At 65.7% G+C, this 25,233-nt stretch carries 26 protein-coding genes; 13 read left to right on the forward strand and 13 right to left on the reverse strand.

The window, feature by feature from the left end; translation table 11 throughout:
- Positions 1-42 precede the first annotated feature (42 nt).
- Positions 43-981, reverse strand: a complete 939-nt coding sequence (locus tag IFU00_13915) for an alpha/beta hydrolase (GenBank protein MBD8543377.1) — start codon at positions 979-981, stop codon at positions 43-45.
- A gap of 211 nt (positions 982-1,192) precedes the next feature.
- Between IFU00_13915 and IFU00_13920 the strand changes: the two genes are divergently transcribed.
- The 4 genes from IFU00_13920 to pcp all read left to right on the forward strand — a co-directional run bounded on the left by IFU00_13920 (position 1,193) and on the right by pcp (position 3,883).
- Positions 1,193-1,495 (forward strand): YciI family protein, encoded by a 303-nt coding sequence (locus IFU00_13920; GenBank protein MBD8543378.1) that lies wholly within the window; start codon positions 1,193-1,195, stop codon positions 1,493-1,495.
- Between the two features lie 77 nt (positions 1,496-1,572).
- Positions 1,573-2,277 (forward strand): DUF969 domain-containing protein, encoded by a 705-nt coding sequence (locus tag IFU00_13925; GenBank protein MBD8543379.1) that lies wholly within the window; start codon positions 1,573-1,575, stop codon positions 2,275-2,277.
- Complete coding sequence (locus tag IFU00_13930) at positions 2,274-3,230, forward strand: DUF979 domain-containing protein (GenBank protein MBD8543380.1); 957 nt, start codon at positions 2,274-2,276, stop codon at positions 3,228-3,230. The genes IFU00_13925 and IFU00_13930 overlap by 4 nt, the downstream gene beginning before the upstream one ends.
- On the forward strand, positions 3,230-3,883 hold the full coding sequence (gene pcp, locus IFU00_13935; GenBank protein ID MBD8543381.1) for a pyroglutamyl-peptidase I: 654 nt from the start codon (positions 3,230-3,232) through the stop codon (positions 3,881-3,883). Before IFU00_13930 ends, pcp begins: the two co-directional genes overlap by 1 nt.
- Positions 3,884-3,889: 6 nt before the next feature.
- Here pcp and IFU00_13940 read toward each other — a convergent pair whose 3' ends face one another.
- Positions 3,890-4,303: a DUF2141 domain-containing protein gene (locus IFU00_13940; protein ID MBD8543382.1), complete on the reverse strand. Its 414-nt coding sequence runs from the start codon at positions 4,301-4,303 to the stop codon at positions 3,890-3,892.
- A gap of 141 nt (positions 4,304-4,444) precedes the next feature.
- Between IFU00_13940 and IFU00_13945 the strand changes: the two genes are divergently transcribed.
- A complete protein-coding gene (locus tag IFU00_13945; protein MBD8543383.1) occupies positions 4,445-4,969 on the forward strand; it encodes a sterol desaturase family protein in 525 nt (174 codons plus the stop codon).
- On the opposite strand, the gene IFU00_13950 is transcribed toward IFU00_13945, so the two are convergent.
- From IFU00_13950 to IFU00_13985, 8 genes are all read right to left on the reverse strand, one after another.
- Entirely contained in the window at positions 4,875-5,870 is a 996-nt protein-coding gene (locus tag IFU00_13950; GenBank protein MBD8543384.1) for a phytoene/squalene synthase family protein, read from the reverse strand. The genes IFU00_13945 and IFU00_13950 overlap by 95 nt on opposite strands.
- A complete protein-coding gene (locus IFU00_13955) occupies positions 5,867-7,393 on the reverse strand; it encodes a phytoene desaturase (GenBank protein ID MBD8543385.1) in 1,527 nt (508 codons plus the stop codon). Before IFU00_13955 ends, IFU00_13950 begins: the two co-directional genes overlap by 4 nt.
- Positions 7,390-8,601, reverse strand: a complete 1,212-nt coding sequence (gene crtY / locus IFU00_13960) for a lycopene beta-cyclase CrtY (GenBank protein MBD8543386.1) — start codon at positions 8,599-8,601, stop codon at positions 7,390-7,392. Before crtY ends, IFU00_13955 begins: the two co-directional genes overlap by 4 nt.
- Positions 8,594-9,895, reverse strand: coding sequence for a glycosyltransferase family 1 protein (locus IFU00_13965; protein MBD8543387.1), 1,302 nt, complete (start codon positions 9,893-9,895; stop codon positions 8,594-8,596). The genes crtY and IFU00_13965 overlap by 8 nt, the downstream gene beginning before the upstream one ends.
- Before the next feature lie 37 nt (positions 9,896-9,932).
- Positions 9,933-10,934 (reverse strand): polyprenyl synthetase family protein, encoded by a 1,002-nt coding sequence (locus IFU00_13970; GenBank protein ID MBD8543388.1) that lies wholly within the window; start codon positions 10,932-10,934, stop codon positions 9,933-9,935.
- Positions 10,935-11,094: 160 nt separating this feature from the next.
- Complete coding sequence (locus IFU00_13975) at positions 11,095-12,003, reverse strand: LysR family transcriptional regulator (GenBank protein MBD8543389.1); 909 nt, start codon at positions 12,001-12,003, stop codon at positions 11,095-11,097.
- A gap of 19 nt (positions 12,004-12,022) precedes the next feature.
- Positions 12,023-12,940, reverse strand: a complete 918-nt coding sequence (locus IFU00_13980) for a pseudouridine-5'-phosphate glycosidase (protein ID MBD8543390.1) — start codon at positions 12,938-12,940, stop codon at positions 12,023-12,025.
- Positions 12,941-12,953: 13 nt separating this feature from the next.
- Positions 12,954-14,060 carry an HTH domain-containing protein gene (locus IFU00_13985; GenBank protein ID MBD8543391.1) on the reverse strand — a complete coding sequence of 369 codons (1,107 nt, stop codon included), beginning with the start codon at positions 14,058-14,060 and terminating at the stop codon, positions 12,954-12,956.
- Positions 14,061-14,307: 247 nt separating this feature from the next.
- Between IFU00_13985 and xapA the strand changes: the two genes are divergently transcribed.
- The 7 genes from xapA (at position 14,308) to IFU00_14020 (ending at position 21,991) form a co-directional block, all read left to right on the forward strand.
- Complete coding sequence (xapA, locus tag IFU00_13990; GenBank protein MBD8543392.1) at positions 14,308-15,150, forward strand: xanthosine phosphorylase; 843 nt, start codon at positions 14,308-14,310, stop codon at positions 15,148-15,150.
- Between the two features lie 27 nt (positions 15,151-15,177).
- Positions 15,178-16,371: a phosphopentomutase gene (locus IFU00_13995; protein MBD8543393.1), complete on the forward strand. Its 1,194-nt coding sequence runs from the start codon at positions 15,178-15,180 to the stop codon at positions 16,369-16,371.
- Positions 16,368-17,324, forward strand: a complete 957-nt coding sequence (deoC, locus tag IFU00_14000; GenBank protein ID MBD8543394.1) for a deoxyribose-phosphate aldolase — start codon at positions 16,368-16,370, stop codon at positions 17,322-17,324. The genes IFU00_13995 and deoC overlap by 4 nt, the downstream gene beginning before the upstream one ends.
- Positions 17,325-17,367: 43 nt before the next feature.
- Positions 17,368-19,716 carry an aldehyde dehydrogenase family protein gene (locus IFU00_14005; GenBank protein MBD8543395.1) on the forward strand — a complete coding sequence of 783 codons (2,349 nt, stop codon included), beginning with the start codon at positions 17,368-17,370 and terminating at the stop codon, positions 19,714-19,716.
- Between the two features lie 83 nt (positions 19,717-19,799).
- Positions 19,800-21,128 (forward strand): thymidine phosphorylase, encoded by a 1,329-nt coding sequence (gene deoA, locus IFU00_14010; protein MBD8543396.1) that lies wholly within the window; start codon positions 19,800-19,802, stop codon positions 21,126-21,128.
- A gap of 10 nt (positions 21,129-21,138) precedes the next feature.
- Positions 21,139-21,543: a cytidine deaminase gene (locus tag IFU00_14015; GenBank protein ID MBD8543397.1), complete on the forward strand. Its 405-nt coding sequence runs from the start codon at positions 21,139-21,141 to the stop codon at positions 21,541-21,543.
- A gap of 124 nt (positions 21,544-21,667) precedes the next feature.
- Entirely contained in the window at positions 21,668-21,991 is a 324-nt protein-coding gene (locus IFU00_14020; protein MBD8543398.1) for a hypothetical protein, read from the forward strand.
- Between the two features lie 53 nt (positions 21,992-22,044).
- Here IFU00_14020 and IFU00_14025 read toward each other — a convergent pair whose 3' ends face one another.
- Positions 22,045-22,581, reverse strand: a complete 537-nt coding sequence (locus IFU00_14025; protein MBD8543399.1) for a DUF2058 domain-containing protein — start codon at positions 22,579-22,581, stop codon at positions 22,045-22,047.
- A 91-nt stretch (positions 22,582-22,672) separates the two neighbouring features.
- The gene (locus IFU00_14030; protein MBD8543400.1) at positions 22,673-23,083 is read right to left on the reverse strand and encodes a VOC family protein; all 411 of its coding nucleotides are present in this window, start codon (positions 23,081-23,083) and stop codon (positions 22,673-22,675) included.
- Between the two features lie 112 nt (positions 23,084-23,195).
- Between IFU00_14030 and IFU00_14035 the strand changes: the two genes are divergently transcribed.
- Positions 23,196-23,861, forward strand: a complete 666-nt coding sequence (locus tag IFU00_14035) for a DUF2076 family protein (GenBank protein MBD8543401.1) — start codon at positions 23,196-23,198, stop codon at positions 23,859-23,861.
- Between the two features lie 23 nt (positions 23,862-23,884).
- Here IFU00_14035 and IFU00_14040 read toward each other — a convergent pair whose 3' ends face one another.
- Entirely contained in the window at positions 23,885-25,111 is a 1,227-nt protein-coding gene (locus IFU00_14040; protein ID MBD8543402.1) for an MFS transporter, read from the reverse strand.
- Between the last annotated feature and the right edge of the window lie 122 nt (positions 25,112-25,233).

Here is a 25,233-nt window from a genome sequence, read left to right on the forward strand (position 1 = left end):
AATTTATTCACTGGAAATATAAATGCTGACAACTTTCATCAATTATTTTGTGGCGAGGACCAGATCGGGCGCTGCTGCGGTCGTTTCGACCGGTGGCGTGGCATTGGCCACGGCATCGGCCACGGCGGCCGCAGCGGCCGGCGTCACCGGTTGGCTGAACTGGCGCGTGAGAAATCCGGCGACCATGGCGTGTGTCGCCTCCAGATACGGGATGGTCATGTGGTCGGAGTCCGGCACCACCTCGTCGGCCACCAGCGCGCCCAGCTTGGCCACCAGCAGGTCGGTGTGGAAGTGGGGCACGACGTCGTCGCTGGCGGCGCGCAGCACGTAGGTGGGGGCCTTGAGCATCGGTGCGTACTTGATCGACTCGAAGCGGTGGCGCAGCATGTATTCAATCGGCATCACGCGAAAGCGCCGCTTGGCAATCGCCAGGATCGAATCGTACGGCGTGATCAGCACGACCGAATGCGCGGGGCGTTCGCGGGCCACCTGCACCGCTACGCCCGAGCCCAGGCTGCGGCCAACGACGGCGATGCGCTGCGGATCGACCTGGCCGCGCGTGGCGAGCCAGTCGTAGAGCAGGGCGCCGTCCTCGATCATGTGGATCTCGGCCGGGATGCCTTGCGAGTCGCCATAGCCACGGTAGTTCATCGCCAGCACGGTCATGTTGGGGAACAGCTTGCCGGCGTCGCGCGCGACCCACGACACTTCTTCGGAGCGCCCGCCGAAATACAGCACGGCCGGGCGCGGGCCGGGAATGACGGGCGTCATCAGCCAGCCGGCCAGGCGCGTGCCGTCTTTCGCGCGCAAGACGACAGGGCGGGTGCGGTGGCCGCTCGAACGGGGGCTTTTGACTTCGCGCACGAGCGTCGGATTGAACACGAGGCGGCGCTGGTTGGCCGCAACGGCAGCGGTCAGGCCCAGCCACAGCATGCTGGCCAGTCCAGTGAGTCCCGCCGCCATTTTTTTCGAGGTGTCCATGCTTGCAAGTCTACGCCTGCCGTCGAGTTTTGTTCTTAGAGGCATCCTTCTATGCATGTTCCATGACGGTTTGTCAGCCTAAAAAGTTGTTTTATTCCAACATAGCTGAGCCCGTCTGATTGTAGCGATGCCGGACGGCACGCTTGCGCCGCCGGGTCGGCTTTCCGGTAGGATTGATGCATCCGGCCTCGCGCCATCTCCTGGAGTCTTTGTGCATTTTCTTTTGACCTATGATCTGGCCCCCGACTATCTCGAACGCCGCGGTGAATTTCGCGACGCCCACCTGGCGCTGGCGTGGGAAGCCCAGGAGCGTGGCGAATTGATCCTTGCTGGCGCCATGGCCGAGCCGGCCGACAAGGCCGTCCTCGTGTTCGACTGCGAGACCGCGGAGCTGGTACAGCTGTTCGCGGCGCGCGACCCCTACGTGCTCAATGGCCTCGTGCGCGCGTTCCACGTGCGCCAGTGGAATACGGTCGTCGGCGACCTGGCGACCAATCCCGTCCGGCCCGGCTAACCTTCATCCGACATTCACCTCGGCGCCCCATGAACATCGGGTAAGATTGCCCGCGTTTATCACCGCCGGGGAATGCAATGCAATCTGCTGTGAATCTGTGGCCACTGCTCGGCGTGGTCGTCATCGTGGTGGGGTTCGTGCTGCGCGCCAATCCGGTGCTGGTGGCCGTTGCTGCCTGCGGCGTGACGGGCGTTGCTGCGGCGATGTCCGTCATGACGCTGCTCGAAACGCTCGGCGCCGCCTTCCTCAAGACCCGTAACCTGCCACTCATCCTGCTGCTGCCGCTGGCCGCCATCGGCCTGCTCGAGCGCTTCGGGCTGCGTGACCGCGCCCAGGCCGCCATCGGCAAGGTGCGCTCAGCCACCGCCGGGCGCCTGCTGATCGTCTACCTGTTTGCGCGCGAAAGCACGGCGGCGCTGGGCCTGACCAGCCTGGGTGGCCATCCGACGATGGTGCGCCCGCTGGTCGCGCCAATGGCCGAAGCGGCGGCCGAAGCGCAGCACGGCCCGCTGCCCCAGCGCATCCGTTACCGCATCCGGGCGATGTCGGCTGCCACCGATAATATCGGCCTGTTCTTCGGCGAAGACATCTTCGTGGCGTTCGGTGCCATCGTCCTGATGCACACGATCCTGCAGGCCGAAGGCATCGAGGTCAATCCGCTGCACATCGCGCTGTGGGGCATCCCGACGGCGATCACGGCGTTCGTCATCCACGCCTGGAACCTGCGCCGCCTGGACGCCGAGATTGCCCGCGCCGTGCTGGACGAGAAGGGCGCCGCATGACGCTCTCGATCGATCACTTCTATATCCTCGTCGGCCTGCTGCTGGCGGCCGTGGCCATCATGAACCTGGTGGACCGCAGCAATCCGCGTCGGTTCACGACGGCCCTGTTCTGGGGCCTGTACGCGCTGCTGTACCTGGCGGGTGAAGCGCTGCCGCTGGCGGCGGTCGGCGCGCTGATGATCGGCATGGCGCTGCTGGCCGGTTTTGGCGGCGTCAAGGCCGGCCAGCCCAAGGCGCTGGCGCCGGAAGCACGCCAGGCCAGCGCCGCGCGGCTGGGCAACCGCCTGTTCATCCCGGCGCTGCTGCTGCCGCTGGTAACCGTCATCGGCGCGACCCTGCTGAAGGACGTGCAGCTGCGCGGCCTGCCGCTTCTTGATCCGGCCCACATCACCATCGTGAGCATGGGTTGCGGCGCGGTCGTGGCGCTGATTGCTGCCTGCTGGCTCACGCGCGCCACGCCGCTGCAGGGCGTGCGCGAAGCGCGCCGCCTGGTCGACGCGATGAGCTGGGCGGTCGTGCTGCCGCACATTCTGGCGGTGCTGGGCCTGCTGTTTTCCGAAGCCGGCGTGGGCAAGGCGGTCGCGCACCTGACGACAACCTATATCGGGCTGGATTCGGCATTCATCGCGGTGGCCGTGTACTGCCTCGGCATGGCGCTATTTACGATCGTGATGGGCAACGGCTTTGCCGCGTTTCCCGTCATGGCCGGCGGCGTCGGGATCCCGGTGCTGGTGGGCGTGTACGGCGCCAACCCGGCCGTCATGGCGGCGATCGGCATGTTCAGCGCGTATTGCGGTACCCTGATGACGCCGATGGCGGCCAACTTCAATATCGTGCCGGCCGCGCTGCTGGAACTACCCGACAAGAACGCCGTGATCCGGGCCCAGATCCCGAGTGCGCTGCCGATCCTGGTGGCGAATATCTTCCTGCTCTACTTTTTGATGAACCTGTGATGATCAAGACTGTTCTGCTGACGGGCTTCGAGCCGTTCAATGGCGCCACTATCAATCCGGCATGGGAGGCCGTGCGCGCGCTGGAAGGCTGGCAGGGCAACGGCTTTCAGGTCGAGGTGCGCCAGTTGCCGTGCGTGTTCGGCGACGCCATCGAGAATCTGACGGCGCTGATCGACGAGCTGCATCCGGACGTCGTCATCGCGGTGGGTCAGGCGGGCGGGCGGCCCGATATCTCGGTCGAGCGGGTGGCGATCAATGTCGACGATGCGTCGATTCTGGACAACGGCGGGCAGCAGCCGGTCGATACGGCGATTGCCGCCGACGGTCCAGCCGCGTATTTCTCGACGCTGCCGATCAAGGCGATCGTGCACGCGCTGCGAGAACAAGGGCTGGTGGCGGGGGTCTCGCAGACGGCCGGCACGTTCGTCTGCAACCATGTGTTCTATGGCCTGATGCATCACGCGGCGATGCAGCCGCAACCGATCAAGGCGGGCTTCATCCACGTGCCGTTCCTGCCGGAGCAGGCGGCTGCGCGACCGGATGCGCCACCGTCGATGGCGCTGGAAGACATCATCGCCGGGGTCAAACTGGCGGTGGAAGTCACGCTCGGCGTCGACACCGACCTGCGCGAAGCGGGCGGTGCGACGCACTGACAGCGATCAGCGCAGCTTGATCGTGGTGACGGCTTTCTCGTCACGCAGCTCGAACGCCGCATCCTCGAAGCTCGGCGGACCGAAACGGCCACGGGCATCGCGGCTGAATGCGTACGGCTCTTTCGGAATACCCAGCACGTTGCGATCGAGCTTGCCGTTGTCGTTCTCGTCCTGGTAGGACAGCACGGCCCACGAACCGGTCGGCACGCCATCGACCGTGACGACCGTCTCACCCGCCTTGGCCGGGGCCGAGCCCGAATACGCGCAATCCTTCAGGAAGGTCGTCTTGTCGCACACGGCGACGAGCACCTTGCCCTTGGCCGTGACGCCCTGGACGCGTACTTCGATCGAGGCGGCCGAGGCGCTGCCTGCGGCGCAGAGTGCTGCGGCGAGTGCTAAAGTACGGAAAGTCGATTGCATGTATTCTCCAATGGTTCAATTGTTGGTGTATCGTGTTTGACCGCCTGCCGCCGTTGCTGCGCTACCGTGCGGAGCGGTCGCATGTTAGGCTGTCGGCATCCGCTTCCATGCCCGCCACCCCATCAAGGCGCTTACTTCATTATGCTGCTCAACGCGCTCATCGTTCTCGCCACCATCGCCTTCATGGAACTGTTTTCCATCGTCGCGCACAAGTACATCATGCACGGCTTCGGCTGGGGCTGGCATCGCTCGCACCATGAGCCGCGCACCGGCTGGTTCGAAAAGAACGACCTGTACGCCGTCGTCTTTGCCGGCATCGCCATCGCGCTGATCTGGTTCGGCACGCGCGGCTACGGGCGCATCGAATGGATCGGCGCCGGCATGACCGGCTACGGCCTGCTGTATTTCATTGCCCACGATGGCCTGGTGCACCAGCGCTGGCCGTTCCGCTACGTGCCGCGCAGCGGCTACTTCAAGCGCCTGTACCAGGCCCACCGCATGCACCATGCGGTCGAGGGCAAAGAGGGCGCCGTGTCGTTCGGTTTCCTGTACGCGCCGCCCGTCACCAAACTCAAGCAGCAGTTGCAGGCCCAGCAGAACCAGCTGCGGGGTCCACGCGGCCAGGGCGCTGCCACAGACCACGCCGCACCGGCAGCTCGCGACTAGACTGTAAGCGCGAGGCCAGCGCCTGCAGCCCGCCCAGCGCGAGCAGGCGCAGCTTGGTCGCCTTCGACGTGCCGACCCGCTTGTCCCACGCGCGCGGTCCGCGCCGTTTCACTTCCACCCCGATCTGCCGATAGACATTGCGCGCCGTGGCAATCGCCCACGCCGAGCGCAGCGGCAACGCCGCCAGACCGATCGACGCTGACGCATAGTACGGCTCCGCATGGTCCACCAGGCGTGCAGCGACCGTGGCCAGTGCGGCCCGGTGGCGCGGCAACGCAACCAGATCCGGCTGGATGCCGGCCTCGATCAGCCACGCGTCCGGCACGTAGCAACGGCCGATGGCGGCGTCGTCGATGATGTCGCGCGCGATATTCGTCAGCTGGAACGCCAGCCCCAGATCGCAGGCGCGGTCGAGCACCGCCTCGTCGCGCGCGCCCATGATCGACGCCATCATCAGCCCGACGACGCCGGCCACGTGGTAGCAGTAGCGCAGCGTGTCGTCGATCGTGCGGTAGCGCGCCTCGTTGACGTCCATCGCAAAGCCGGCCAGGTGATCGTACGCATAGCGCGGCGCGATCGCGTGGCCCAGCGCCACTTCCTGGAACGCGGCAAAGGCCGGATCGCGCATCGGCTCGCCCTCGTAGGCGCGGCGGGTGTTGTCGTACAGCCGGTCGAGTTCGAACGGCGCATCGTGCGTGACCTGGGCTGCCGGTGCACTGGCAAAGCCCAGCTCCTGGCCGTCGACGACGTCGTCGCAGTGACGGCACCACGCATACAGCATCAGCACGGCGCGCCGAGTGGCCGGCGGGAACAGTTTGGCCGCCGCTGCAAAGCTCTTCGACCCGACCTCGATGGTCTGGGTCGCGTGCGCCATCAGGGTCTGGCCGGCCTGCGTCGTCATCGCAGCCCTCCGGCGTGCGCTCCCGCGTTGACACCTTCGAGCATCAGGCCGGCCGTGGCCTTGGCCGAACCGATCACGCCCGGCACGCCCGCGCCGGGGTGGGTGCCGGCGCCGACCAAGTACAGGTTCGGCAGTTCGGCGTCGCGGTTGTGCGGGCGGAACCAGGCGCTTTGCGTCAGGATCGGCTCGAGCGAGAAGGCCGAACCCACGTGCGCATTGAGCTCATCGCGGAAGTCGTTCGGCGTGAAGATGCGGCTCGTGACCAGCTGGCTGCGCAGGCCCGGCATGTAGCGCTTCTCGAGGTAGTCGAAGATACGGTCGCGGTAGCGCGGCCCTTCGACATCCCAGTCGATCGGCGCATTGCCCAGGTGCGGCACCGGCGCGAGCACGTAGTGGCTGCCGCAGCCCGGTGGCGCCAGCGACGGATCGGTCACGCAGGGCGCGTGCAGGTACAGCGAAAAGTCGTCGGCCAGCTTGTCGCTCTTGAAGATTTCGGTGATCAGGTCCTTGTAGCGCGCACCGAAGCAGACCGTGTGATGTTGCAGCTGCTCATGGTGCTTGTTCAGGCCGAAGTAGATCACGAACAGCGAATTGCTCCAGCGCTTCTTGCGCAGCGCTTCGCCCTGGCTGCTGCCGCGACCGTGGTTGCTCAGCAGGTTGGCGTAGGTGTGCACGACGTCGGCATTCGAGGCGACGGCGTCGGCCGGGAACCAGCGGCCATCTTCCAGCCGCACGCCGCTGGCCAGGTTGCCAACGGTTTCGATGCGCGCCACGGGGGCGTTCAATTCGAGTTTGCCGCCCATGTCCTGGAACAGGCGCACCAGGCCATTGACCAGTGCACCGGTGCCGCCGCGCGGGAACCAGACGCCCCAGCGCCGTTCCAGCGCGTGGATCAGCGTGTAGATCGAGCTGGTGGCAAACGGATTGCCGCCCACCAGCAGCGAATGGAACGAGAAGGCCTGGCGCAGATGGTCGTTCTTCACGAAGCGCGAGACCATGCTGTAGACGCTCTTCCACGCTTCGAGGCGCGCCAGCTTAGGGCCGGCGTTGATCATGTCGCGGAACGACAGGAACGGCACGGCGCCCAGCTTCAGGTAGCCCTCGTCGAACACGGCTTTCGAATAGGCGAGAAAGCGCTGGTAGCCTGCCACGTCAGCCGGATTGAGGGCATGGATCTGGCGATCGAGCGCTTCCTGGTCGTTCGCGTAGTCGAAGAAGGTGCCGTCTTCCCAGCACAGGCGGTAGAACGGCGTGACCGGCAGCATCTCGACGTAGTCGCCGATCTTCTTGCCGCACAGCGTGAACAGTTCTTCGATCGCGGTCGGATCCGTGATGACGGTGGGGCCGGCGTCGAAGGTAAAACCCTGGTCTTCGTAGACGTAGGCGCGGCCGCCCGGCTTGTCGCGCTTTTCGAGCAGGGTGGTCTGCGTGCCGCCGGCCTGCAGCCGGATGGCCAGGGCCAGGCCACCGAAGCCGGCGCCGATCACGACGGCGCGCTTGGGTTCGATTTTCATCTGGTTCATTCGGAATTCCTGATCTGATGGGGTTGTGTCTTGCGGACGGCGACGAATGCTTCCATGACCGGGACCGGCGGCTTGCCGGTCAACAGGCGCAGCTTGTCGGCGAATGTCAGGCGGCCGGCGTAAAAGCGCGCGATCATCGGCGCGCCCAGGCGGTAAAAGCGCTGCATCACGTGCCAGCGGTGGTCGGGGCTGCCGGCCATGAACAGCATGCGGTTGAGCATGCGGAAAAAGCCTTGGCGCTGCCATTCCTCGCGTGCCTCGGTGCGGATCGCCGCAAACAGTGATTGTGCCGCAAATGGCGCGGCCAGGTCGGGCAGGGCCGCGATCCGTTCGGCCAGGCGCACGGCCACCGGCAGCGAATAGCCGGTCGTCTGGTGAAACAGACCGGCGCGCAGGCCGACAGTGGGCTGGCCGTCCAGCGCAGCCCAGAAGCGGTCGAAGTCGCCGGCCAGCACGATCGGCAACGAGCCCTGTTCTTCGCGCAGCACATCGCGGATCTGCCAGCCGCGCCCGGCGGCGTAGGCGGCGATGTTGGCGCGCAGCCGCTCCGGTTCCCAGATGGCGCTGTCGACGTAATGGGTGTCTTCGATCAGCACGCGGTCGGGGCCGAACGGCAGCAGGTAGACGAAGCGGTAGCCGCCTTGCTGGGCCACGCTGGCGTCCATGATCACCGGCTGCGTCAAACCGTGCGGCGTATGCAGGCGCACTTCCTGGCCCAGAAAGGTCTGGTAGCCCAGTGCCAGGTGCGGGCTGGCGCTGGGGCCGCGCCCGTCGATGACGGCGTGCGCATGCAGCAGCGTGCCGTCGGCCAGGCGCACGCTCGTGGGCATGACGGCGTCGATCCGCACGCCGGTGCGCAGCAGCGGTCCCAGGGCGGCTTCAATGGTGCGCGCAAAATCGGGCGAGGCAATGCTGGCATACCCGCCGCTCAGCGCGCGCGCGTGTTCGGGAAACACGACGTCGTAGCCCGGCCAGCGGTGCGAGATGAGCGGCGCGATCCAGCGCAGCTGGGCCGCAGTCAGGTCGCTGTCGTGGAATGACCAGGTATGGTTGCCGCCCAGGTGCCGGCCCTGCTCGAGCAGCAGGATGCGCAGTTCCGGGCGCTCGGTGTGCAGGCGCCAGGCGATCAGGCTGTTGGCCAGGCCGCCGCCGACCAGGATCAGGTCGTGGTCGATGCTGGCGCGGCTACTGTTGCTGCGCTCATCCATGGCTGGCCACCGCCGTCGGCAGGTGCAGTGCGGTCTCGATGATGGCGGCTGCGCGCGGCGCGCCACCGGCAACGCGGATCGCGTCGGACAGCGGCGCCATGCGCGCGGCGAAATCCGGCTCGGCCAGCAGCCGGCGCAGCTTGCGCGTCAGGTCGGCCACGCTGCTCATGCGCGGCGAAGCGCGCAGGCCCACGCCGCTGTACTCGACGCGCGCGGCGCCGCCCGGGTGGTCGAAGGCAATGGGCAGCGCCAGGATCGGCGTGCGCGCCGCCACTGCTTCCATGATCGTGTTCGCGCCCGCATGCGAGACGATCGCGTCGGCGCGCGCCAAGACGGCCAGTTGCGGCACGTAGGCGTGCACGCGCGTGCTGCCGATGGCTTCGAGCGCGCGCACCTGCGCGTCATTCAGTCCGCCGCAGTGGGCGATCAACAGGTCGGCATCGAGCTGCTTGCAGGCCTTGGCAATACGCTTGAAAAGCGGGTAGCGGTCGCTGACCAGCGTGCCGAGCGACGCGTAGATGAACGGGCGCGTGCCGGAGGCCGGCGGCAGGAACGGCGCCAGTTCTTCCGGGCTTAAAGCCGGCGCCACGTTGGCCGCATGCAGCGGCCCGACATGGTGAAAGTGCGCAGGCAGTTCGCGGCGCGGGAAATCGAAGCCCGGCACGATCTGCGCGATCTGCGCCAGCGGCGACAGGCATTCGTGCAGCATGCTGCGTGGCGGCAGACCAAGGCGTTCGGCCTGTGCCGCGATCGCGCGGTGGTGCGGGCCCATCATCCAGTCATACACGCGCGTGCTGCCTTCGACAATCTTGAAGGCGCGCTCGCTGTCTTCGTAGACGAACGGCATCACGGGCAATGGGATGCCCGGCTCGCGGTTGACAGGCAGGGCGCACGCGATCGAGATGAACGGCATGCCGATACTTTCTGCGACCATGCCGCCGGCCGCTTCCATCTGGTCGGCCAGCACGCAGTCGACCTGCAGCGCCTTCAGCGCGGCCGGCAGTTCACGACACAGCATCTCGGTGCTGGCCGCCATGTCGAGGATCACGCGGCGCAGGCCCAGCGGGCTGCCAGGATTGGCCACGCGCGCGAGCATCGCAGGCAGCGAGCCGGCCGGATGGGTGGCTGCGCCAATCGCGTGAAAGCCGACGCGCGCATCCTTGACATAGGCGGCAGCGTCCGGGCGATGGAGGAAGGTGACGCGGTGGCCGCGCGTGACGAGTTCGCGCGCGAGCACCATCAGCGTGTTGAAGTGGCTATACAGGGCCGGAGCCACGACCGCGAAGTGCGTCATGCGAGGGGTGATCAGATCAAAGATTCAATTCGGGAATTCAGTTCAGGCGCAACTCGGCCAGCTGGGGACTTGGGCGCAGTTCGCGCGGCTTGGCAGGTTCGGCGATGAAGCGCGCGCCCTTGGCTTCCTTGGCAAACAGCGCGCCCATGAAGTGCCGCGTGCGGCCCTTGCCGCCGATGGCGGCGCCCAGGCAGCGGTCGGCCTCGATCAGGCAGGCCGACAGGCGGCGCTGCGCTTCGTCGAAGCCGAGCGTGTTGATCAGGGTGGCCTTGCCAATGTCCTTGCCCGTGTCCTTGCCCGTGATCGCGCTGTCGTTGCCAACGCCATCCAGGAAGTCATCCTTGATCTGGAACGCCTGGCCGGCCGCCAGCGCAAAGGCGCGCAGCTGCTGCGACACGCTGTCGTCGGCGTGGCACATGATCGCGGCCATATCGACGGCAACGCCCAGCAGCAGGCCGGTCTTGAGTTCATTGGTGGTGGCAATCGCTTCGGGCGAGCGGGCGCCGCCGTGCAGGTCTTCGAACTGGCCGCGCACGAGGCCCTGGTCGCCCACCGTCTGCGCCAGCGTCGCGACCAGGCGCGCGCGGGTGGCTGGCTGAATATCCTGGGATTGCGACAGCACGCCAAAGGCGCGGCTGAGGAGGGCCACTGAGGCCAGGATCGCGACGTCTTCGCCGAACTGGATGTGGATTGCCGGTTTCCCGCGGCGCAGGCTGGCGTCGTCCATGCACGGCAGGTCGTCGAGGATCAGCGATGCCGCATGCACCAGTTCGACCGAGCAGGCCACATCGATCAGGGCCGGCGAGGCGCAGCCGAGGTCGCGCGCCACCAGCATGACCAGCAGCGGACGCATGCGCTTGCCAGCGGACAGGGCCGACGTGCGCATGGCCTTGGCCAGGCTGTCTGACTGGCCGTTCGCGCTCAATAATTGTTCAATGCGGTCGTCGATCGCCGAGCGCAGCGTGTCGATGTCATCGAACACGGCGTCGTCGAATTTTTTCAGGCGGAGCCCGTCGTAGCGCGGCGTTGCTGTAGTCATACGAGCTCCTCTGGAAAATTGATGGTCTTGATAACTATCATACCGGACCCAAAGTTAAAAAATAATTAATTGGCCTCAATCGTGCGTAGTTTCCTGCCTAGAAATTATACACATGCATGCAAAAAGGCAATACATGGCGGGACAATCACGGTTCGATTGTTCACGCGGCTGGTGGATCGGGAAAAAGGATTTTCAGAAACGCCCGGACGACCGGCGCATCGTCCTGCACCGGATAACTGATATATAGGTTGGCTGACGGCGCATGCTCGTTAATTGGCAGGAAGCGCACCCCCGGCCAACCGATGCGGCTCGTCGTTTCCGGCATCAGGGCCACGCCCAGGCCGGCGCCGACCATCGCCAGCAGCGTCTGCGGCTCGGCCGCTTCCTGGAAGATGGTCGGCTCGAAGCCCGCGTTCACGCAGCATTGCATCAAGTAGCGCGGCTCGGCCGACTGGTCCAGGTGCAGCGTCAGCATCGGCTCGCCGGCGATGTCGAGCAGCGAAATCGCATCGCGGCCCGCCAGCGGATGGCGCGCATTGACGGCCACGCAGAACTGCTCCTTGAAGCACAGCTCCTGGCGCAGGTTGGCGGCCTTCAGCACGTCCGCCTCGATGCGCGGCTCGCGCCAGAAGCCCACGTCGATCTGCTTGTTGCGCAGCGCCTCCCACTGGTCGTTCGGCCCCAGCTCATGGATCGTCCACGTCACGCGCGGAAAATCGGTCTGGAAGCGTTCGAGCAGGCCAGGGATCGGGCCCCACATCGCCGAGCCGACGATGCCCACGCGCAGCCGGCCCACCTGGCCGCGGTCGATCTGGCGGATGGTATCGATCGTCATGCGCATCCGGCCCAGCAGGTCGGCCGCCTCGACCATCAGCGCGCGCCCGGCCACGGTCAGCTCGAAGCTGCGCGTGGTGCGGGTAAACAGGCGCACGCCCAGTTCGCTTTCGAGCTTCATGATCTGCTGCGACAGCGGCGGCTGCGAAATGTGCAGGCGCTCGGCGGCGCGGCTGAAGCTTTTCTCTTCAGCCACGGCCAGGAAGTACTTCAGTTGTTTCAGGTCGATCGACATGGGCGGCTACGCTGACGACTCAGGCTGCGCGGTGGTTCAGTGCCACGGCCAGGCGCGCGCCGATCAGCGCGTTGTGTTTGACCAGCGCGATATTGGTGGCCAGGCTGCGGCCCTCCGTCAGCTCCTTGATGCGGCCCAGCAGGAACGGCGTGACCTTCTTGCCGGTGACGTTCTGGCTGGCCGCTTCGCCCAGCGCCTGCGTGATGATGGCGTCGATCTCGGCAGCCGCCATTGCGGCGTCGGCCGGCACCGGATTGCTCACCACGACGCCGCCGGCCAGGCCAAGCTGCCACTTGGTGCGGATGAACGCCGCCTGGTCTTCGGGCGAATCGATCTGGAAATCGGCCTGGAAGCCACTGTCGCGCGTGAAGAAGGCCGGAAAGCCCGGCTGGCCGACGCTCAGCACCGGCACGCCGTGCGTTTCCAGGTACTCGAGCGTCAGGCCAATGTCGAGGATCGATTTGACGCCAGCGCAGACGACCGCCACGCTGGTCTGCGCCAGTTCCTGCAGGTCGGCCGAGATGTCGAAGCTCGTTTCGGCGCCGCGGTGCACGCCGCCGATGCCGCCGGTGACGAAGACCTCAATGCCGGCCAGCTGCGCACAGATCATCGTCGCGGCGACGGTGGTCGCGCCCAGGCGCGCTTGCGCCAGCACGTAGGCCAGGTCGCGCCGGCTCACTTTCATCGCGTCCGGCGAAGAGCCCAGCAGTTCGAGCTGTTCGTCCGACAGGCCGATGCAGATCTTGCCGGCGATGACCGCGATCGTGGCCGGCACGGCGCCGGCGTCGCGGATGATCTGCTCGACTTCGCGCGCGGTGCGCACGTTCTGCGGGTATGGCATGCCGTGCGAAATGATGGTCGATTCGAGGGCGACGATCGGTTTGCCGGCGGTGCGGGCGGCGGCCACTTCGGGCGAGAGCAGGAGGAAGTTGTGCATGGGAGGTCTCTGGTTAATCAGTAATAAGGAGTTGGCCGTCGGCAGGTTGATCGAGCAAGCCGGGCGCAAGTTGGGGGCAGACGGTCTGCGCGCAGCCAATGATCATGGCGGACAGGGCCAGGCCGCGGCGGCAGGCCAGGTCGAGCGAGGTGGCGCCGCTGTACAGGCTCCAGCAGACGGCGGCGGCAAACGCGTCGCCGGCGCCGGTCACGTCGACCACGTCGACGGCCGGTGCGGCCAGGCTGCGCAGGCCATCGGGCGTTGTAAACATGACGCCCTGCGCGCCGCGCGTGACGATCACGTCCTGCGCGCCGTCGGCCTGCAGGTCGGCGCAGGCGCGCGCGATCGCGGCCTCGCTGTCCATCGCGCGGTCGGCGCGCTCGGCCAGTTCACCCAGGTTCAGGATCAGCAGGCGCAGGCCGCGCAGGTCGCGTGGCAGGCGGTTGATCTTCGGTTCGGATACGGCGACGACGACCATTGGCACACCGCCCGCCAGCGCGTCGCCCAGCAGCGCGGCCACGGCATCGTGCGGCAGGTTCAGGTCGGCCACGATCAGTGCGGCGCCGGCGCGCTGCGGCGCGCGGCTGGCAAAGAACGCGGGCGTGAGCGCGTCGTTGATCGCCATGTCGGCCAGCGCGACGCGCATCTCGCCATCCTCATCGAGCACCGCCGTGTAGGTGCCGCTGGCCGCGCCATCGACCAGCAGCACGCTGCGCGTGTCGATGCCCGCTTCGTCGGCATGCGCGAGCAGCGCGCGGCCCGAGGCGTCCGGGCCGACTGCGGTGATGAGGCTCGTCGGGGCGCCCAGGCGCGCGAGGTTCTCGGCGATATTGCGCGCCACGCCGCCGAACGACTCGGTCTGGCGCGCAGGATTCGACGTGCCCAGGGCCAGCGGGCCGAGCGAGCGCAGCTTGCGGTCGAGGTTCGACGCACCGATGCAGACAACGGGGCGGTGATCCGGCAGCACATAGGCGCGGCCGAGGATGCGCCGCTCGCGCACGAGCGTGGCGATGTAGTTCGCCACGGCTGAACGCGAGAGGCCGAGGCGCGCCGCCAGGTCTTGCTGGGAGATGAATGGGTTGGCGCGGATCAGCTCGTACAACTGGTCTTTTTTCGGCATCGCTCGGCAAATGATTTAAACTTATGTCCTGCAATGCTAGACATTTGTCATGGCGCCGTCAACGTCGGCGTGGTCCTGCTAATTTATCGCGAAAACATATAAATCGGGAAGAAAAAGTGTATTTGCCATACATATCGGCATTCATGCATAGTTATAATATTCAGCTGACCAGATGCCGCCGCGCCTGATAAGGCCGCGCCAGCCTCCATCCCACCTCCCCAAATCACCAGACCTCACAAGGAATAACATGTCCAGCAATTTCCCGTTCGACGCCGCCGACATCATCCGCGCCCGCAAGCCGGGCTTCGCACCGCGCGTCGCGCTGATCCTCGGCTCCGGACTGGGTGTGCTGGCCGAACAGATGACGGACGCCGTCTCGATCAGCTACGCCGACCTGCCTGGCTTCCCGATCAGCACCGTGCACGGCCACGCCGGTGAACTGGTGCTGGGCGAACTGGCTGGCGTGCCGGTCGCCTGCATGAAGGGCCGCGGCCACTTCTACGAAGGCTACGGCCCCGGCGTGATGACCAACGCCGTGCGTACCCTCAAGCAGATCGGCTGCGAGCTGCTGTTCGTGACCAATGCCGCCGGCTCGCTGAACATCGAAGCCGATGCCGGCTCGCTGGTCGCGATCACCGACCACATCAACTTCTTGCCGGGCAGCCCGATGTCGGGCCCGAACGACGAGCGCTTCGGTCCGCGTTTCTTCAGCATGTCCAATGCGTATGACGCCGAGACGCGCGAGCAGGTCAAGGCCGTCGCGAAAGAGAAGGGCATCGTGCTGAACGAAGGCGTGTACCTGGCCGCGGCCGGCCCGCACTTCGAGACCGTTGCCGAAATCCGCGCCTTCAAGACGCTGGGCGCCGATGTCGTCGGCATGTCGCTGATCCCCGAAGTCATCGCGGCGCGCCACTGCGGCCTGAAAGTGACGGCGGTGTCGGCCATCACGAATCTGGCCGAAGGCCTGTCGCCGTTTGCGCTGTCGCACGAGCAGACCCTGAAGTACGCGGCGATCGCGGCCAAGGACATGGTCACGCTGATCCACGCGTATATCGAGCGCCTTGGTTCGACCCCACGCGCAGACGCTTAATCACACTTACCGAAAGCGAGCGATCCAATGTCCCGTGCATTCATCCTCCTGCTGGACTCCTTCGGCCTGGGCGCGCTGCCCGACGCCGACAAATATGGCGACCTTGACGCCAACACCTTCGGCCACATCGCCGAATGGGCTGCGAAGGAAGGCAAGCCGATGGCGCTGCCGAACCTCGAGCGCCTCGGCCTGGGCGCGGCGGGCCACAAGGCCAGTGGCGAATGGGCGCCGGGTTTCAGCCAGCGCGACGGCTTCACCGGCGCCTGGGGCATCGCGCGCGAACAGTCGACCGGCAAGGACACGCAGAGCGGGCACTGGGAAATCGCGGGCGTGCCGGTGCTGTTCGACTGGGGTTACTTCCCGAAGACCGTGCCATCGTTCCCGAAGGAGCTCACTGACAAGCTGCAGGAACTGACCGGCGTGCCGGGCTGGCTGGCCAACTGCCACGCCTCGGGCACCACCGTCATCAACGACTTCGGCGATGAGCACGTCGCCAGCGGCAAGCCGATCCTGTACACGTCGGCCGACTCGGTGCTGCAGATCGCTGCGCACGAAGAGCACTTTGGCCTGGAGCGCCTGTACGCCGTCTGCGAAGCGGCCTATGAACTGGTCAAGCCGTACAACATCGGGCGCGTGATCGCGCGTCCGTTCACGGGTGCCAACGGCGACTACAAGCGCACGTCGAACCGCCACGACTACGCCGTGCCGCCGGTCGCGCCGACGCTGCTGGATCACGTCAAGGATGCGGGCGGCGATGTCTTCGCGCTTGGCAAGATCAGCGACATCTATGCAGGGCAGGGCGTCACGCGCCTGATCAAGGGCCCGGACAATATGGCGCTGTTCGACCGCCTGCTCGAAGTAGCCGACGAAGCGGGCGACAAGTCGCTCACGTTCGTCAACTTCGTCGACTTCGACATGCACTTCGGCCACCGCCGCGACGTTGCCGGCTACGCCAACGCCCTGCACGAACTGGATGCGCGCCTGCCGGAATTCATGGCCAAGCTGAAGGACGGCGACCTGGTCGTGCTCACCGCCGACCACGGGTGCGACCCGACCGCGCCGGGTTCGGACCATACCCGCGAACACATCCCGATGATCTTCTTCGGCCCGAACGTCGCGCCGCAGGAGCTGCCGGTCGCAGACACTTTCTCGGACATCGGCGCCACGCTGGCCAAGCACCTCGGCGTCAAACCACTTTCGAACGGAATCGCACAGCTATGAGCCAGCCGCTGGACTTCAAACGCAACGTCGCCATGGACCTGGACCTTGGCCTGATCAACAGTCTCAAGGTCAACCGCAATGCGGCCGACCGCCGCGCCGCGAGCCTGGCGAACCGCCGCACGGTGAAAAAGGAATACCAGGCCGCATGGCTGGTGCGCGCGATCGAGTGCATGGACCTGACCACGCTGTCGGGCGACGACACGCCGGGCCGCGTCGAGCGCCTGTGCATGAAGGCGATGCGCCCGCTGCGCGCCGACCTGATGGCCGCGCTGGGTCTCGAGAGCCTGAGCACCGGCGCCGTCTGCGTGTACCACGAGATGATCACGCCAGCCGTCAAGGTGTTGCAGGGCCGCTTGCCGATCGCCGCGGTGTCCACCGCATTCCCGGCCGGCCTGTCGAGCATGGAAACCAAGCTGCGCGAGATCGAACTGTCGGTCGCTGCCGGCGCCACCGAAATCGACATCGTCATCACACGCCAGCACGTCTTGCTGGGCAACTGGCAGGCGCTGTACGACGAGATGGTGGCGTACCGCCAGGCTTGCGGCGACGCGCACGTGAAAGCCATCCTGGCCACGGGCGACCTGGTCACGCTGGAGAATGTCGCAAAAGCCTCGTGGGTCTGCATGATGGCCGGTGCGGACTTCATCAAGACCTCGACCGGCAAGGAAGGCGTGAACGCCACCATCCCGGTGTCGCTGGTGATGGTGCGCGCGATTCGCGACTACCACGAACTGACCGGTTTCCAGGTCGGCTATAAGCCAGCGGGCGGCGTCTCGACGGCGAAGTCGGCGCTGCAATACCTGACCGTGATGAAGGAAGAACTGGGCAACGACTGGCTGCAGCCGCACCTGTTCCGCATCGGTGCATCGAGCCTGCTGACCGACATCGAACGTCAGCTCGAGCACTACGTGACCGGGAACTACTCGGCCGCCCATCGTCACGCGCAACCTTAAATCCGGATACGTCATGCCAACAATTAAAGAGATTCTTCAGACCATGGACTACGGCCCCGCTCTCGAGACCACCAAGGAAGCGCAAGCATGGCTGGACGGTCACGAGCGCCGCTTTGGCCTCTTCATCGACAACGCCTGGAGCGACGCCGGTGAAACGTTCGCCACGACCAATCCGGCCGATGGCGTCGAACTGGCGCAGGTCACGCAGGCGACAAACGACGATGTCGAGCGCGCCGTGGCAGCCGCGCGCCGCGCGCAGCCGGGCTGGGTCGCGCTGGGTGGCCATGGCCGCGCTAAAATCATGTACGCGCTTTCGCGCCTGCTGCAAAAGCATGCGCGCCTGTTCGCGGTGCTCGAAACGCTCGACAACGGCAAGACGATCCGCGAAACGCGCGATGCCGACCTGCCGCTCGTGGCCCGTCACTTCTACCATCACGCCGGCTGGGCGCAGCTGCAGGCCGAAGAGTTCGCGGACTACCGCGCCGTCGGTGTCGTTGGTCAGATCGTGCCGTGGAACTTCCCGTTCCTGATGTTGGCGTGGAAGATCGCGCCGGCGCTGGCTGCCGGTAACACGGTGGTGTTCAAGCCGGCCGAGTACACGCCATTGACCGCCTTGCTGTTTGCCGAACTCTGCCAGCGCGCCGGTGTGCCGGCCGGCGTGGTCAACATCGTCACCGGCGATGGCCGCGTGGGCGAGGCGATCGTGAATCATCCGGGCATCGACAAGATTGCGTTCACCGGCTCGACCGAAGTCGGTCGCCTGATCCGCAAATCGACCGCTGGCAGTGGCAAGAAGCTGTCGCTCGAATTGGGCGGCAAGTCGCCGTTCATCGTGTTCGACGATGCCGACCTGGACGCCGCCGTCGAAGGCCTGGTCGACTCGATCTGGTTCAACCAGGGCCAGGTCTGCTGCGCCGGTTCGCGCCTGCTGGTGCAAGAGTCGGTGTACGACCGCTTCATCAAGAAGGTCAAGGCGCGCATGGAAACCCTGCGTGTCGGTTCGCCCCTCGACAAGTCGAACGACATCGGCGCGCTGGTCGATCCGGTGCAGCAGCAGCGCATCCACGGTCTGGTCGAATCGGCCCGCGCCGAAGGCTGTGAAGTCTGGCAACCGGCCGGTGAGCTGTCGACGTCGGGTTCGTGGTACCTGCCAACCCTGATCACGGGCGCGTCGACATCGGCCGCTGTGGCGCAGGCCGAAATCTTCGGGCCGGTTCTGGTGGCGATGAGCTTCCGCACCCCGGCTGAAGCCGTGCAACTGGCGAACAACACCGTCTACGGCCTGGCGGCCTGCGTCTGGAGCGAGTCGATCAGCCTGGCGCTGGACGTCGTCCCGCAGATCAAGGCCGGCGTGGTCTGGATCAACACGGCGAACCAGTTCGATGCAGGCTGCGGTTTTGGCGGCTACAAGGAATCGGGTTATGGCCGCGAAGGCGGCAAGGAAGGCATGTACGAGTACCTGACGCCGCTGTCGGAAGATGCACGGCCTGCTGCGCCGGTGTTTGCCGCGAAAAGCGCAGTGAAAGCAGCGGACGCCGACAGCCCGTTCGCGATCGACCGCACCGCCAAGCTGTACATCGGCGGCAAGCAGGCGCGCCCTGACGGTGCCTACAGCCGCGCGATCAATGGTGCCAACGGCGCGTTCCTGGCCGATATCGGCGAAGGCAGCCGCAAGGACATCCGCAACGCCGTCGAAGCAGCGCACAAGGCCGCAGGCTGGGCCAAGGCCACGGCGCACAACCGCGCGCAGGTGCTGTACTACATCGCCGAGAACCTGGCGATCCGCGCCGACGAATTCGCGGCGCGCATCGCGCAGCAGACCGGCTCGAACGACGCCGCGCGCGAAGTGGCAGCCTCGGTCGAGCGCCTGTTCTACTGGGCCGCCTGGGCCGACAAATACGACGGCCAGGTGCACCAGCCGCCGATGCACGGCATCACCGTGGCGCTGAACGAGCCAGTGGGCGTGATCGGCATCGTGTGCCCGAACGAAAACCCGCTGCTGGGCTTCATCTCGCTGGTGGCACCGGCGCTGGCGCTGGGCAACCGCGTGGTGGCGGTGCCGTCGGAACAGCATCCGCTGTCGGCGATCGACCTGTACCAGGTGCTCGATACGTCGGACCTGCCGGGTGGCGCGCTCAATATCGTCACCGGATCAAGCGACGAGCTGGCGCGCACGCTGGCCTCGCATGGCGAGATCGATGCCGTGTGGCGCCATGACGGTTCTGCCGAGGGGTGTGCCGAAGTCGAGCGCCTGTCGAGCGAAACGCTCAAGCGCACCTGGACGGGCGGCGCGAAAGGGCGCGACTGGTTCGATCCGAAGCAGGCCGGTGGCCGCGTCGTGCTGCAGCATGCGAGCCAGGTGAAGAACGTCTGGATCCCGTACGGCGTGTAACACACCACCAATCCACAACAACGTCATTCCCGGCCAAGGCCGGGAATGACGTTTTGAAGCCAATAATTGATAGAGACGTCCCCATGTTCCTCCCCCAAGAAATCATCCGCAAAAAACGCGATGGCGGCATCCTGTCGGCCGAAGAGATCCAGTTTTTTGTCCGCGGCATCCCTGACGGCAGCGTCACCGAAGGCCAGATCGCTGCGCTGGCGATGGCGGTCTACTTCAACGACATGACGATGGATGAACGCGTCGCCTTCACGCTGGCGATGCGCGACTCGGGCCAGGTCATGGAGTGGAAATCGCTCGACCTGCCAGGCCCGGTCGTCGACAAGCACTCGACCGGCGGCGTCGGCGACGTCGTCTCGCTGATGCTCGGCCCGATGATCGCGGCCTGCGGCGGCTTCGTGCCGATGATCTCGGGCCGGGGCCTGGGCCACACGGGCGGCACGCTCGACAAGTTCGATGCGATCCCGGGCTACAGCACCGTGCCCGACCCGGACACCTTCCGCAAGGTGGTGAAAGACGTGGGCGTGGCCATCATCGGCCAGACCGCCCAGCTGGCGCCAGCCGACAAGCGCTTCTACAGCATCCGCGACACCACGGCGACCGTCGAATCGGTGGCCATGATCACCGGCTCGATCCTCTCAAAAAAGCTGTCGGCAGGGCTCGATGCGCTGGTGATGGACGTGAAAGTAGGCAGCGGCGCTTTCATGCCGACAGCGGAGAAATCGCTGGAACTGGCTGAATCGATCGTCAGCGTCGGCAATGGCGCCGGCACCCGCACCCGCACCTCGGCCATCCTGACCGGCATGAACGAGTCGCTGTGCCACGCGGCCGGCAATGCGGTCGAAGTGCGCGTCGCCATCGATTACCTGACCGGCAAGGCGCGCCCGGCGCGCCTGCACGAAGTGACGATGGCGCTGTGCGCCGAAATGCTGGTGATCTCGGGCCTGGCAGGCACGGACGCCGAAGCACGCGCCAAACTCCAGACCGCACTCGATTCGGGCGAAGCGGCTGAGCGCTTCGCGCGCATGGTTGCAGCGCTGGGCGGCCCGGCCGACCTGATGGACAAGCCGGACGCGCACCTGGAAACGGCGCCCGTCATCGTGCCCGCGCCAGCCCTGCAGGCCGGCTACGCCGTCTCGGTCGACACCCGTGGCCTGGGCCTGGCGGTCGTTTCGCTTGGTGGTGGCCGTGTGCGGCCACAGGACAGCATCGACTTCGCCGTGGGCCTGACTGGCCTGGTTGAACTGGGCGACCAGATCGCCGTTGGCCAGCCGCTGGCAATGGTGCATGCGCGTACGCCCGAGGCGGCCGGGCAGGCTGTGCGCCAGGTGCAGGCGGCTTACCGGATCGGCGACACGCAGCCGGCTACCGAGCCAATGATTCACCGCTTCGTCCGTCCTTGAAAGAAACGTCATGACCTATACAAAACTGATCGATGAAGCGCGCGCCGCGCGCGAGCTGGCGTATGCGCCGTATTCCAACTTCCAGGTGGGGGCAGCGCTCGAATGCAAGGATGGCCGCATCTTCCGCGGCTGCAATGTGGAAAACGCCGCCTACGGCCTGTGCAATTGCGCCGAGCGCACGGCGTTCTTCAGCGCCATTGCCAATGGCTACAAGCCAGGCGACTTCGCGGCGCTGGCCGTGATCGGCCAGACCGAAGGCCCGATCGCGCCCTGCGGCGCCTGCCGGCAAGTGATCCTGGAATTGGGCGGTAATGAATTGCCGGTGATCCTGACCAACCTGACCGGGGCCATCTTCGAAACGACGGCAGCGGCGCAGTTGCCGAATGCGTTCGGGGGCCAGGACCTGCAGTCCTGAAGGAAAGTGTTCATGGCACGCAGAAACGTCTGCGCGCCATGGTCGCAGCTTCGGTCAATCAGCTCTTGTAATCGCCAAGTTGATCACAAAGTGATTACATATACACATCGACTCGGAGCTTGTTATGAAAAAATTGATCGTTCTACTCAGTGGCGTCGTGATCGCGGCAAGTGCCGCAGCCCAGACCACCCCGACCACGCCGCAGCCAGCCAAAGCAGGGTCTGCCCAGCAAAAAGCGCCGGTAATGGGTAGCGCAGACAAGCGCGCCAACCCTGCAGCTGAGCCGGAAGACAGCGCGAATTCGGTCTCGACCGATTTCCAGGGCAGCAGCAAGCAGGAAACCACGGCGGCAGGCATGGGTCAGCCGAAGAAGCAGACCGAGCGTACCTCGAGCGCAACCCGCACCGGGACTGCCACTCAGGACGTTGAAGACAAGACCAAGAAGTAAGCTAGTGCCGGAACGGCGTTGCAACGCCGTTCCAACCGCATTACAACCTACCATCACCACATCAGATCGTCCGGAATCTTGAAGTCCGCGTACGGATCGTCTTCTTCCACTTCCTGTACTTTCTTCTTGATCTGCACGACGATCGACGCATCGCGCTGGGCGATTTTTTCGCCGATGATGCGTGGCACCAGTTCGAAGCTGCCGTTCATGTGCACGATCACCAGACGGCCTGCGACCAGGTGCTCGACGATCTGCGACGTCACGTGAATGCGTTCGATCTTGGTGCCGAACGTGAAGTTGTAGGGCACGTCGCCCTTGCCCTTGGGCTGCTTGTTTTTCTGCACCATCTGCGCGATCTGCGCCAGGATGGCTTTTTGCGCAGCGGCGGCATCACGCTGCGTGTTCAGCTCGCGTGCACGCTCGGCGTTCTTGCGCTGCAGTTCGAGAGCCGCTTCGCGCGCCTCGTTGACCGACTCCACGCCCGTGCGCAGCTCGTGCTTGTGCTGTTTGCTTTTTGCCTGGGTGACCTGTTTGACCTTTTTCTTGTCGACCAGGCCGGCCTTGAGTAACTGCTCTTGCAGCGAAACCATAATGTGCTTTCCCTAAATATGACGGGCCGCCCGATCACGAAGGCGGCGCAAGGGCGCTAGCATAGCAAACAAGCGCCGCGCCCAGCCAGCATCAGGCAACGCCCCAGGGATCGTAGGTGCCGACCTGCCACAAATGGCCTTCCGGATCGCGGCAGGCGAATGCGCGCCCGCCCTGCGGCGCGTCGCCGATCGGCTGGGTGATCAGCGCGCCGCTGTGAATAACACTGGCATGCACGGCGTCGGCATCGTCCACATGGAGCCAGATCGTTTGCGTCAGCAGGCCGCCTGCCTGTGCCGGTGTCGCCAGCAGGCGGCCATAGTCGTCTTCGGCATGGGTGCCGATCATCACCATGCCATCACCCAGCGTCAGCTCGGCATGCGCGACTTCGCCCTGACTGCCCGGGATGCAGCGCCGTATCGTGAAGCCGAAATTCGTGCACAGCCAGGCGAGCATGGCAGGGGTGTCGTGGTAACGCAGGCAGGGGACGACGGTGGAAGGCATGGCACGCTCCTGGTTCGTTTGGTCAGAACAGCGAAGACAATCCAAAGATGCTTGAAATTTCGACAACGGGCCCACAATGTAAGCATATCGTACCTTCCAACCGGAGACCATCATGAACCCGTCAGACGAAAAAACCTTGCAGGACTTCCTGGGCCAGCTGGTCCAGGCCCGTGGCGTGACGAAAGATCCGCAAGCCGATGCGCTGATTCAGCGCGCCGTGGCCGAGCAGCCGGATGCTGCCTACCTGCTGGTGCAGCGCGCGCTGCTGGTGGAGCAGGCGCTGGGCAATGCCAAGGCGCGCATCGCCGAGCTGGAACGTCAGACCACGAAGGGGAGCGGCGGGTTCCTCGACGCGAATACGTGGGGCAATTCGGCGCAAAGCAATTCATCCACACCAGCGCCGGTGCAGGGCGCAGCGCAAGGCATGGCGCCATCGACGCGCAGCGGCGGCTTCCTGAGCGGCGCCGGTGGCGGCATGCTGGGTACGATCGCGGCCACGGCGGCTGGCGTGGCCGCCGGCAGCTTCCTGTTCCATGGCATCGGCAATCTGCTCGATCACAATGATGGGGGAGCCGGCGCGGAAGGTGGCACCAATCATCTGCTGGCCGACGCCGGGACGGGCGACGCAAACAGCGGTGGCGCACTGGCCGACCAGGCGGGTATCGGCGCCATCGACGAACCGGGCGCGGCCGACGATCCGCTGGCCGACAGCAACCATGGCGACGAGCCGAGCGGGTTCTTCGACGGCGACGGGTCGGACGAAGGCGTCTTCGGCTGATCGGCACCGTACTGCCTGACACATCAATGGCCGACGACGACCGCGCCGCCAGCCCGAGGCCCGTTCCTGAAGCCATGTGACCGGGCTGACCAGACGATGCCCAGTGCAACGCCAAGCAGGCAGAGCAGGGCCCATGGGAAGGCGTGCGCGCCCCAGGTTTGCAGCATCACGCCACCCAGTACGCCGGCGCCGGCAATCGCACTGTTCCAGGCCACGACGTTCATCGACAGGGCGACATCGGCGCCGGCGCCCGCACTGTCGGCCAGCGCGGTTTGCAGCAGGGTTGCGGCGCCACCAAAGGTCACGCCCCAGACTGCAGTGCCGACATAGATCGCCAGCGGATGATCTGACCAGGCAATGAACGACAGGGCGACAAGCGCGAAGGTCGTCAGGCTGGCCAGTACTGCAGTACGCAGATGGCGATCAACTGTGCGGCCTGCAATCCAGATGCCGATCAATGCCGCCAGGCCGAACACCAGCAGGATCAGGTCGACCCGGCCCTGCAAGCCGGCGTGCGCGACGAACGGCGCGATGTAGGTATAGAGAATATTGTGCGCCAGCATCCACGCAATGACCGTTGCCAGCACGGGCTTGACGCCCGGGGTGGCCAGCACGCTGCGCATGCCGACGCGTTCGCTCGCCGGCTGTCCCGCGTAATCGGGCACCACGGCAAGCACCCAGCCGATGAGTAGCACCGACAGCGCCGACATGATGCCGAACGCGCTGCGCCAGCCCAGCATATTCCCTAGCCAGGTGCCCATCGGCACACCGAGCGCGAGCGCAATCGGCGTGCCGACCATGGCGATCGCCATCGCACGCCCCTGCTGGTGCACGGCCACCATCTTGCGCGCATAGCCAGCGAGCAGACTCCACGCCAGACCTGCCGCGGCGCCAGCGAAAAAGCGCGCCGTCATCGTCAGCCAGAAGCTGGATGACAAGGCAGTCACCGAATTGAAGATGAGAAAACCGATGATCGTCAGCAGCAGGACGTTGCGCCGCCGCCAGCCGCCCGTGGCAATGGTGAGCGGGATGGCGGCCAGTACCGAGCCGAGCGCATAGGCGGTCACGGTCTGGCCTGCCATCGCCGTCGTCACGCCGAGCTCATCCGAAATATTCGGCAACAGGCCAGCTGGCAGCGTTTCGGTTGCAATACAGATGAATCCGGTCATTGCCAGGGCAAGCAGAGCGGCAATGGGTAGTCGGTCGTCACCGGCCACGACGTTCGGTGGATGGGCAGTCTTGGCGTGCATGATGCGCTCCTTTGTAGGGTGGGAAGCGCCGCCGAAGCACCGCTCACGGCACTTATGTACCGATTGGTACGAATGTAGGCGATGCACGCGCTGCTTGTCAATGACTTTTGTACCGACTAGTA

This window comes from Oxalobacteraceae sp. CFBP 8761, assembly GCA_014841595.1.
In the GTDB taxonomy this organism is placed as follows: Bacteria; Pseudomonadota; Gammaproteobacteria; order Burkholderiales; family Burkholderiaceae_D; genus Telluria.

Bases quoted from the DNA above. Each gene is read 5' to 3' on its own strand.
- IFU00_14025 (MBD8543399.1), bottom strand. From the start codon at position 22,581: ATGGTTTCGCTGCAAGAGCAGTTACTCAAGGCCGGCCTGGTCGACAAG.
- IFU00_13995 (MBD8543393.1), top strand. From the start codon at position 15,178: ATGTCCCGTGCATTCATCCTCCTGCTGGACTCCTTCGGCCTGGGCGCG.
- IFU00_13940 (MBD8543382.1), bottom strand. From the start codon at position 4,303: ATGCAATCGACTTTCCGTACTTTAGCACTCGCCGCAGCACTCTGCGCC.
- IFU00_13970 (MBD8543388.1), bottom strand. From the start codon at position 10,934: ATGACTACAGCAACGCCGCGCTACGACGGGCTCCGCCTGAAAAAATTC.
- IFU00_13965 (MBD8543387.1), bottom strand. From the start codon at position 9,895: ATGACGCACTTCGCGGTCGTGGCTCCGGCCCTGTATAGCCACTTCAAC.
- IFU00_13915 (MBD8543377.1), bottom strand. From the start codon at position 981: ATGGACACCTCGAAAAAAATGGCGGCGGGACTCACTGGACTGGCCAGC.
- IFU00_14030 (MBD8543400.1), bottom strand. From the start codon at position 23,083: ATGCCTTCCACCGTCGTCCCCTGCCTGCGTTACCACGACACCCCTGCC.
- IFU00_14020 (MBD8543398.1), top strand. From the start codon at position 21,668: ATGAAAAAATTGATCGTTCTACTCAGTGGCGTCGTGATCGCGGCAAGT.
- deoA (MBD8543396.1), top strand. From the start codon at position 19,800: ATGTTCCTCCCCCAAGAAATCATCCGCAAAAAACGCGATGGCGGCATC.
- IFU00_13950 (MBD8543384.1), bottom strand. From the start codon at position 5,870: ATGACGACGCAGGCCGGCCAGACCCTGATGGCGCACGCGACCCAGACC.
- IFU00_13975 (MBD8543389.1), bottom strand. From the start codon at position 12,003: ATGTCGATCGACCTGAAACAACTGAAGTACTTCCTGGCCGTGGCTGAA.
- IFU00_13955 (MBD8543385.1), bottom strand. From the start codon at position 7,393: ATGAACCAGATGAAAATCGAACCCAAGCGCGCCGTCGTGATCGGCGCC.
- crtY (MBD8543386.1), bottom strand. From the start codon at position 8,601: ATGGATGAGCGCAGCAACAGTAGCCGCGCCAGCATCGACCACGACCTG.
- IFU00_14035 (MBD8543401.1), top strand. From the start codon at position 23,196: ATGAACCCGTCAGACGAAAAAACCTTGCAGGACTTCCTGGGCCAGCTG.
- IFU00_13980 (MBD8543390.1), bottom strand. From the start codon at position 12,940: ATGCACAACTTCCTCCTGCTCTCGCCCGAAGTGGCCGCCGCCCGCACC.
- IFU00_14040 (MBD8543402.1), bottom strand. From the start codon at position 25,111: ATGCACGCCAAGACTGCCCATCCACCGAACGTCGTGGCCGGTGACGAC.
- IFU00_13945 (MBD8543383.1), top strand. From the start codon at position 4,445: ATGCTGCTCAACGCGCTCATCGTTCTCGCCACCATCGCCTTCATGGAA.
- IFU00_13930 (MBD8543380.1), top strand. From the start codon at position 2,274: ATGACGCTCTCGATCGATCACTTCTATATCCTCGTCGGCCTGCTGCTG.
- IFU00_13985 (MBD8543391.1), bottom strand. From the start codon at position 14,060: ATGCCGAAAAAAGACCAGTTGTACGAGCTGATCCGCGCCAACCCATTC.
- xapA (MBD8543392.1), top strand. From the start codon at position 14,308: ATGTCCAGCAATTTCCCGTTCGACGCCGCCGACATCATCCGCGCCCGC.
- IFU00_14015 (MBD8543397.1), top strand. From the start codon at position 21,139: ATGACCTATACAAAACTGATCGATGAAGCGCGCGCCGCGCGCGAGCTG.
- pcp (MBD8543381.1), top strand. From the start codon at position 3,230: ATGATCAAGACTGTTCTGCTGACGGGCTTCGAGCCGTTCAATGGCGCC.
- deoC (MBD8543394.1), top strand. From the start codon at position 16,368: ATGAGCCAGCCGCTGGACTTCAAACGCAACGTCGCCATGGACCTGGAC.
- IFU00_14005 (MBD8543395.1), top strand. From the start codon at position 17,368: ATGGACTACGGCCCCGCTCTCGAGACCACCAAGGAAGCGCAAGCATGG.
- IFU00_13925 (MBD8543379.1), top strand. From the start codon at position 1,573: ATGCAATCTGCTGTGAATCTGTGGCCACTGCTCGGCGTGGTCGTCATC.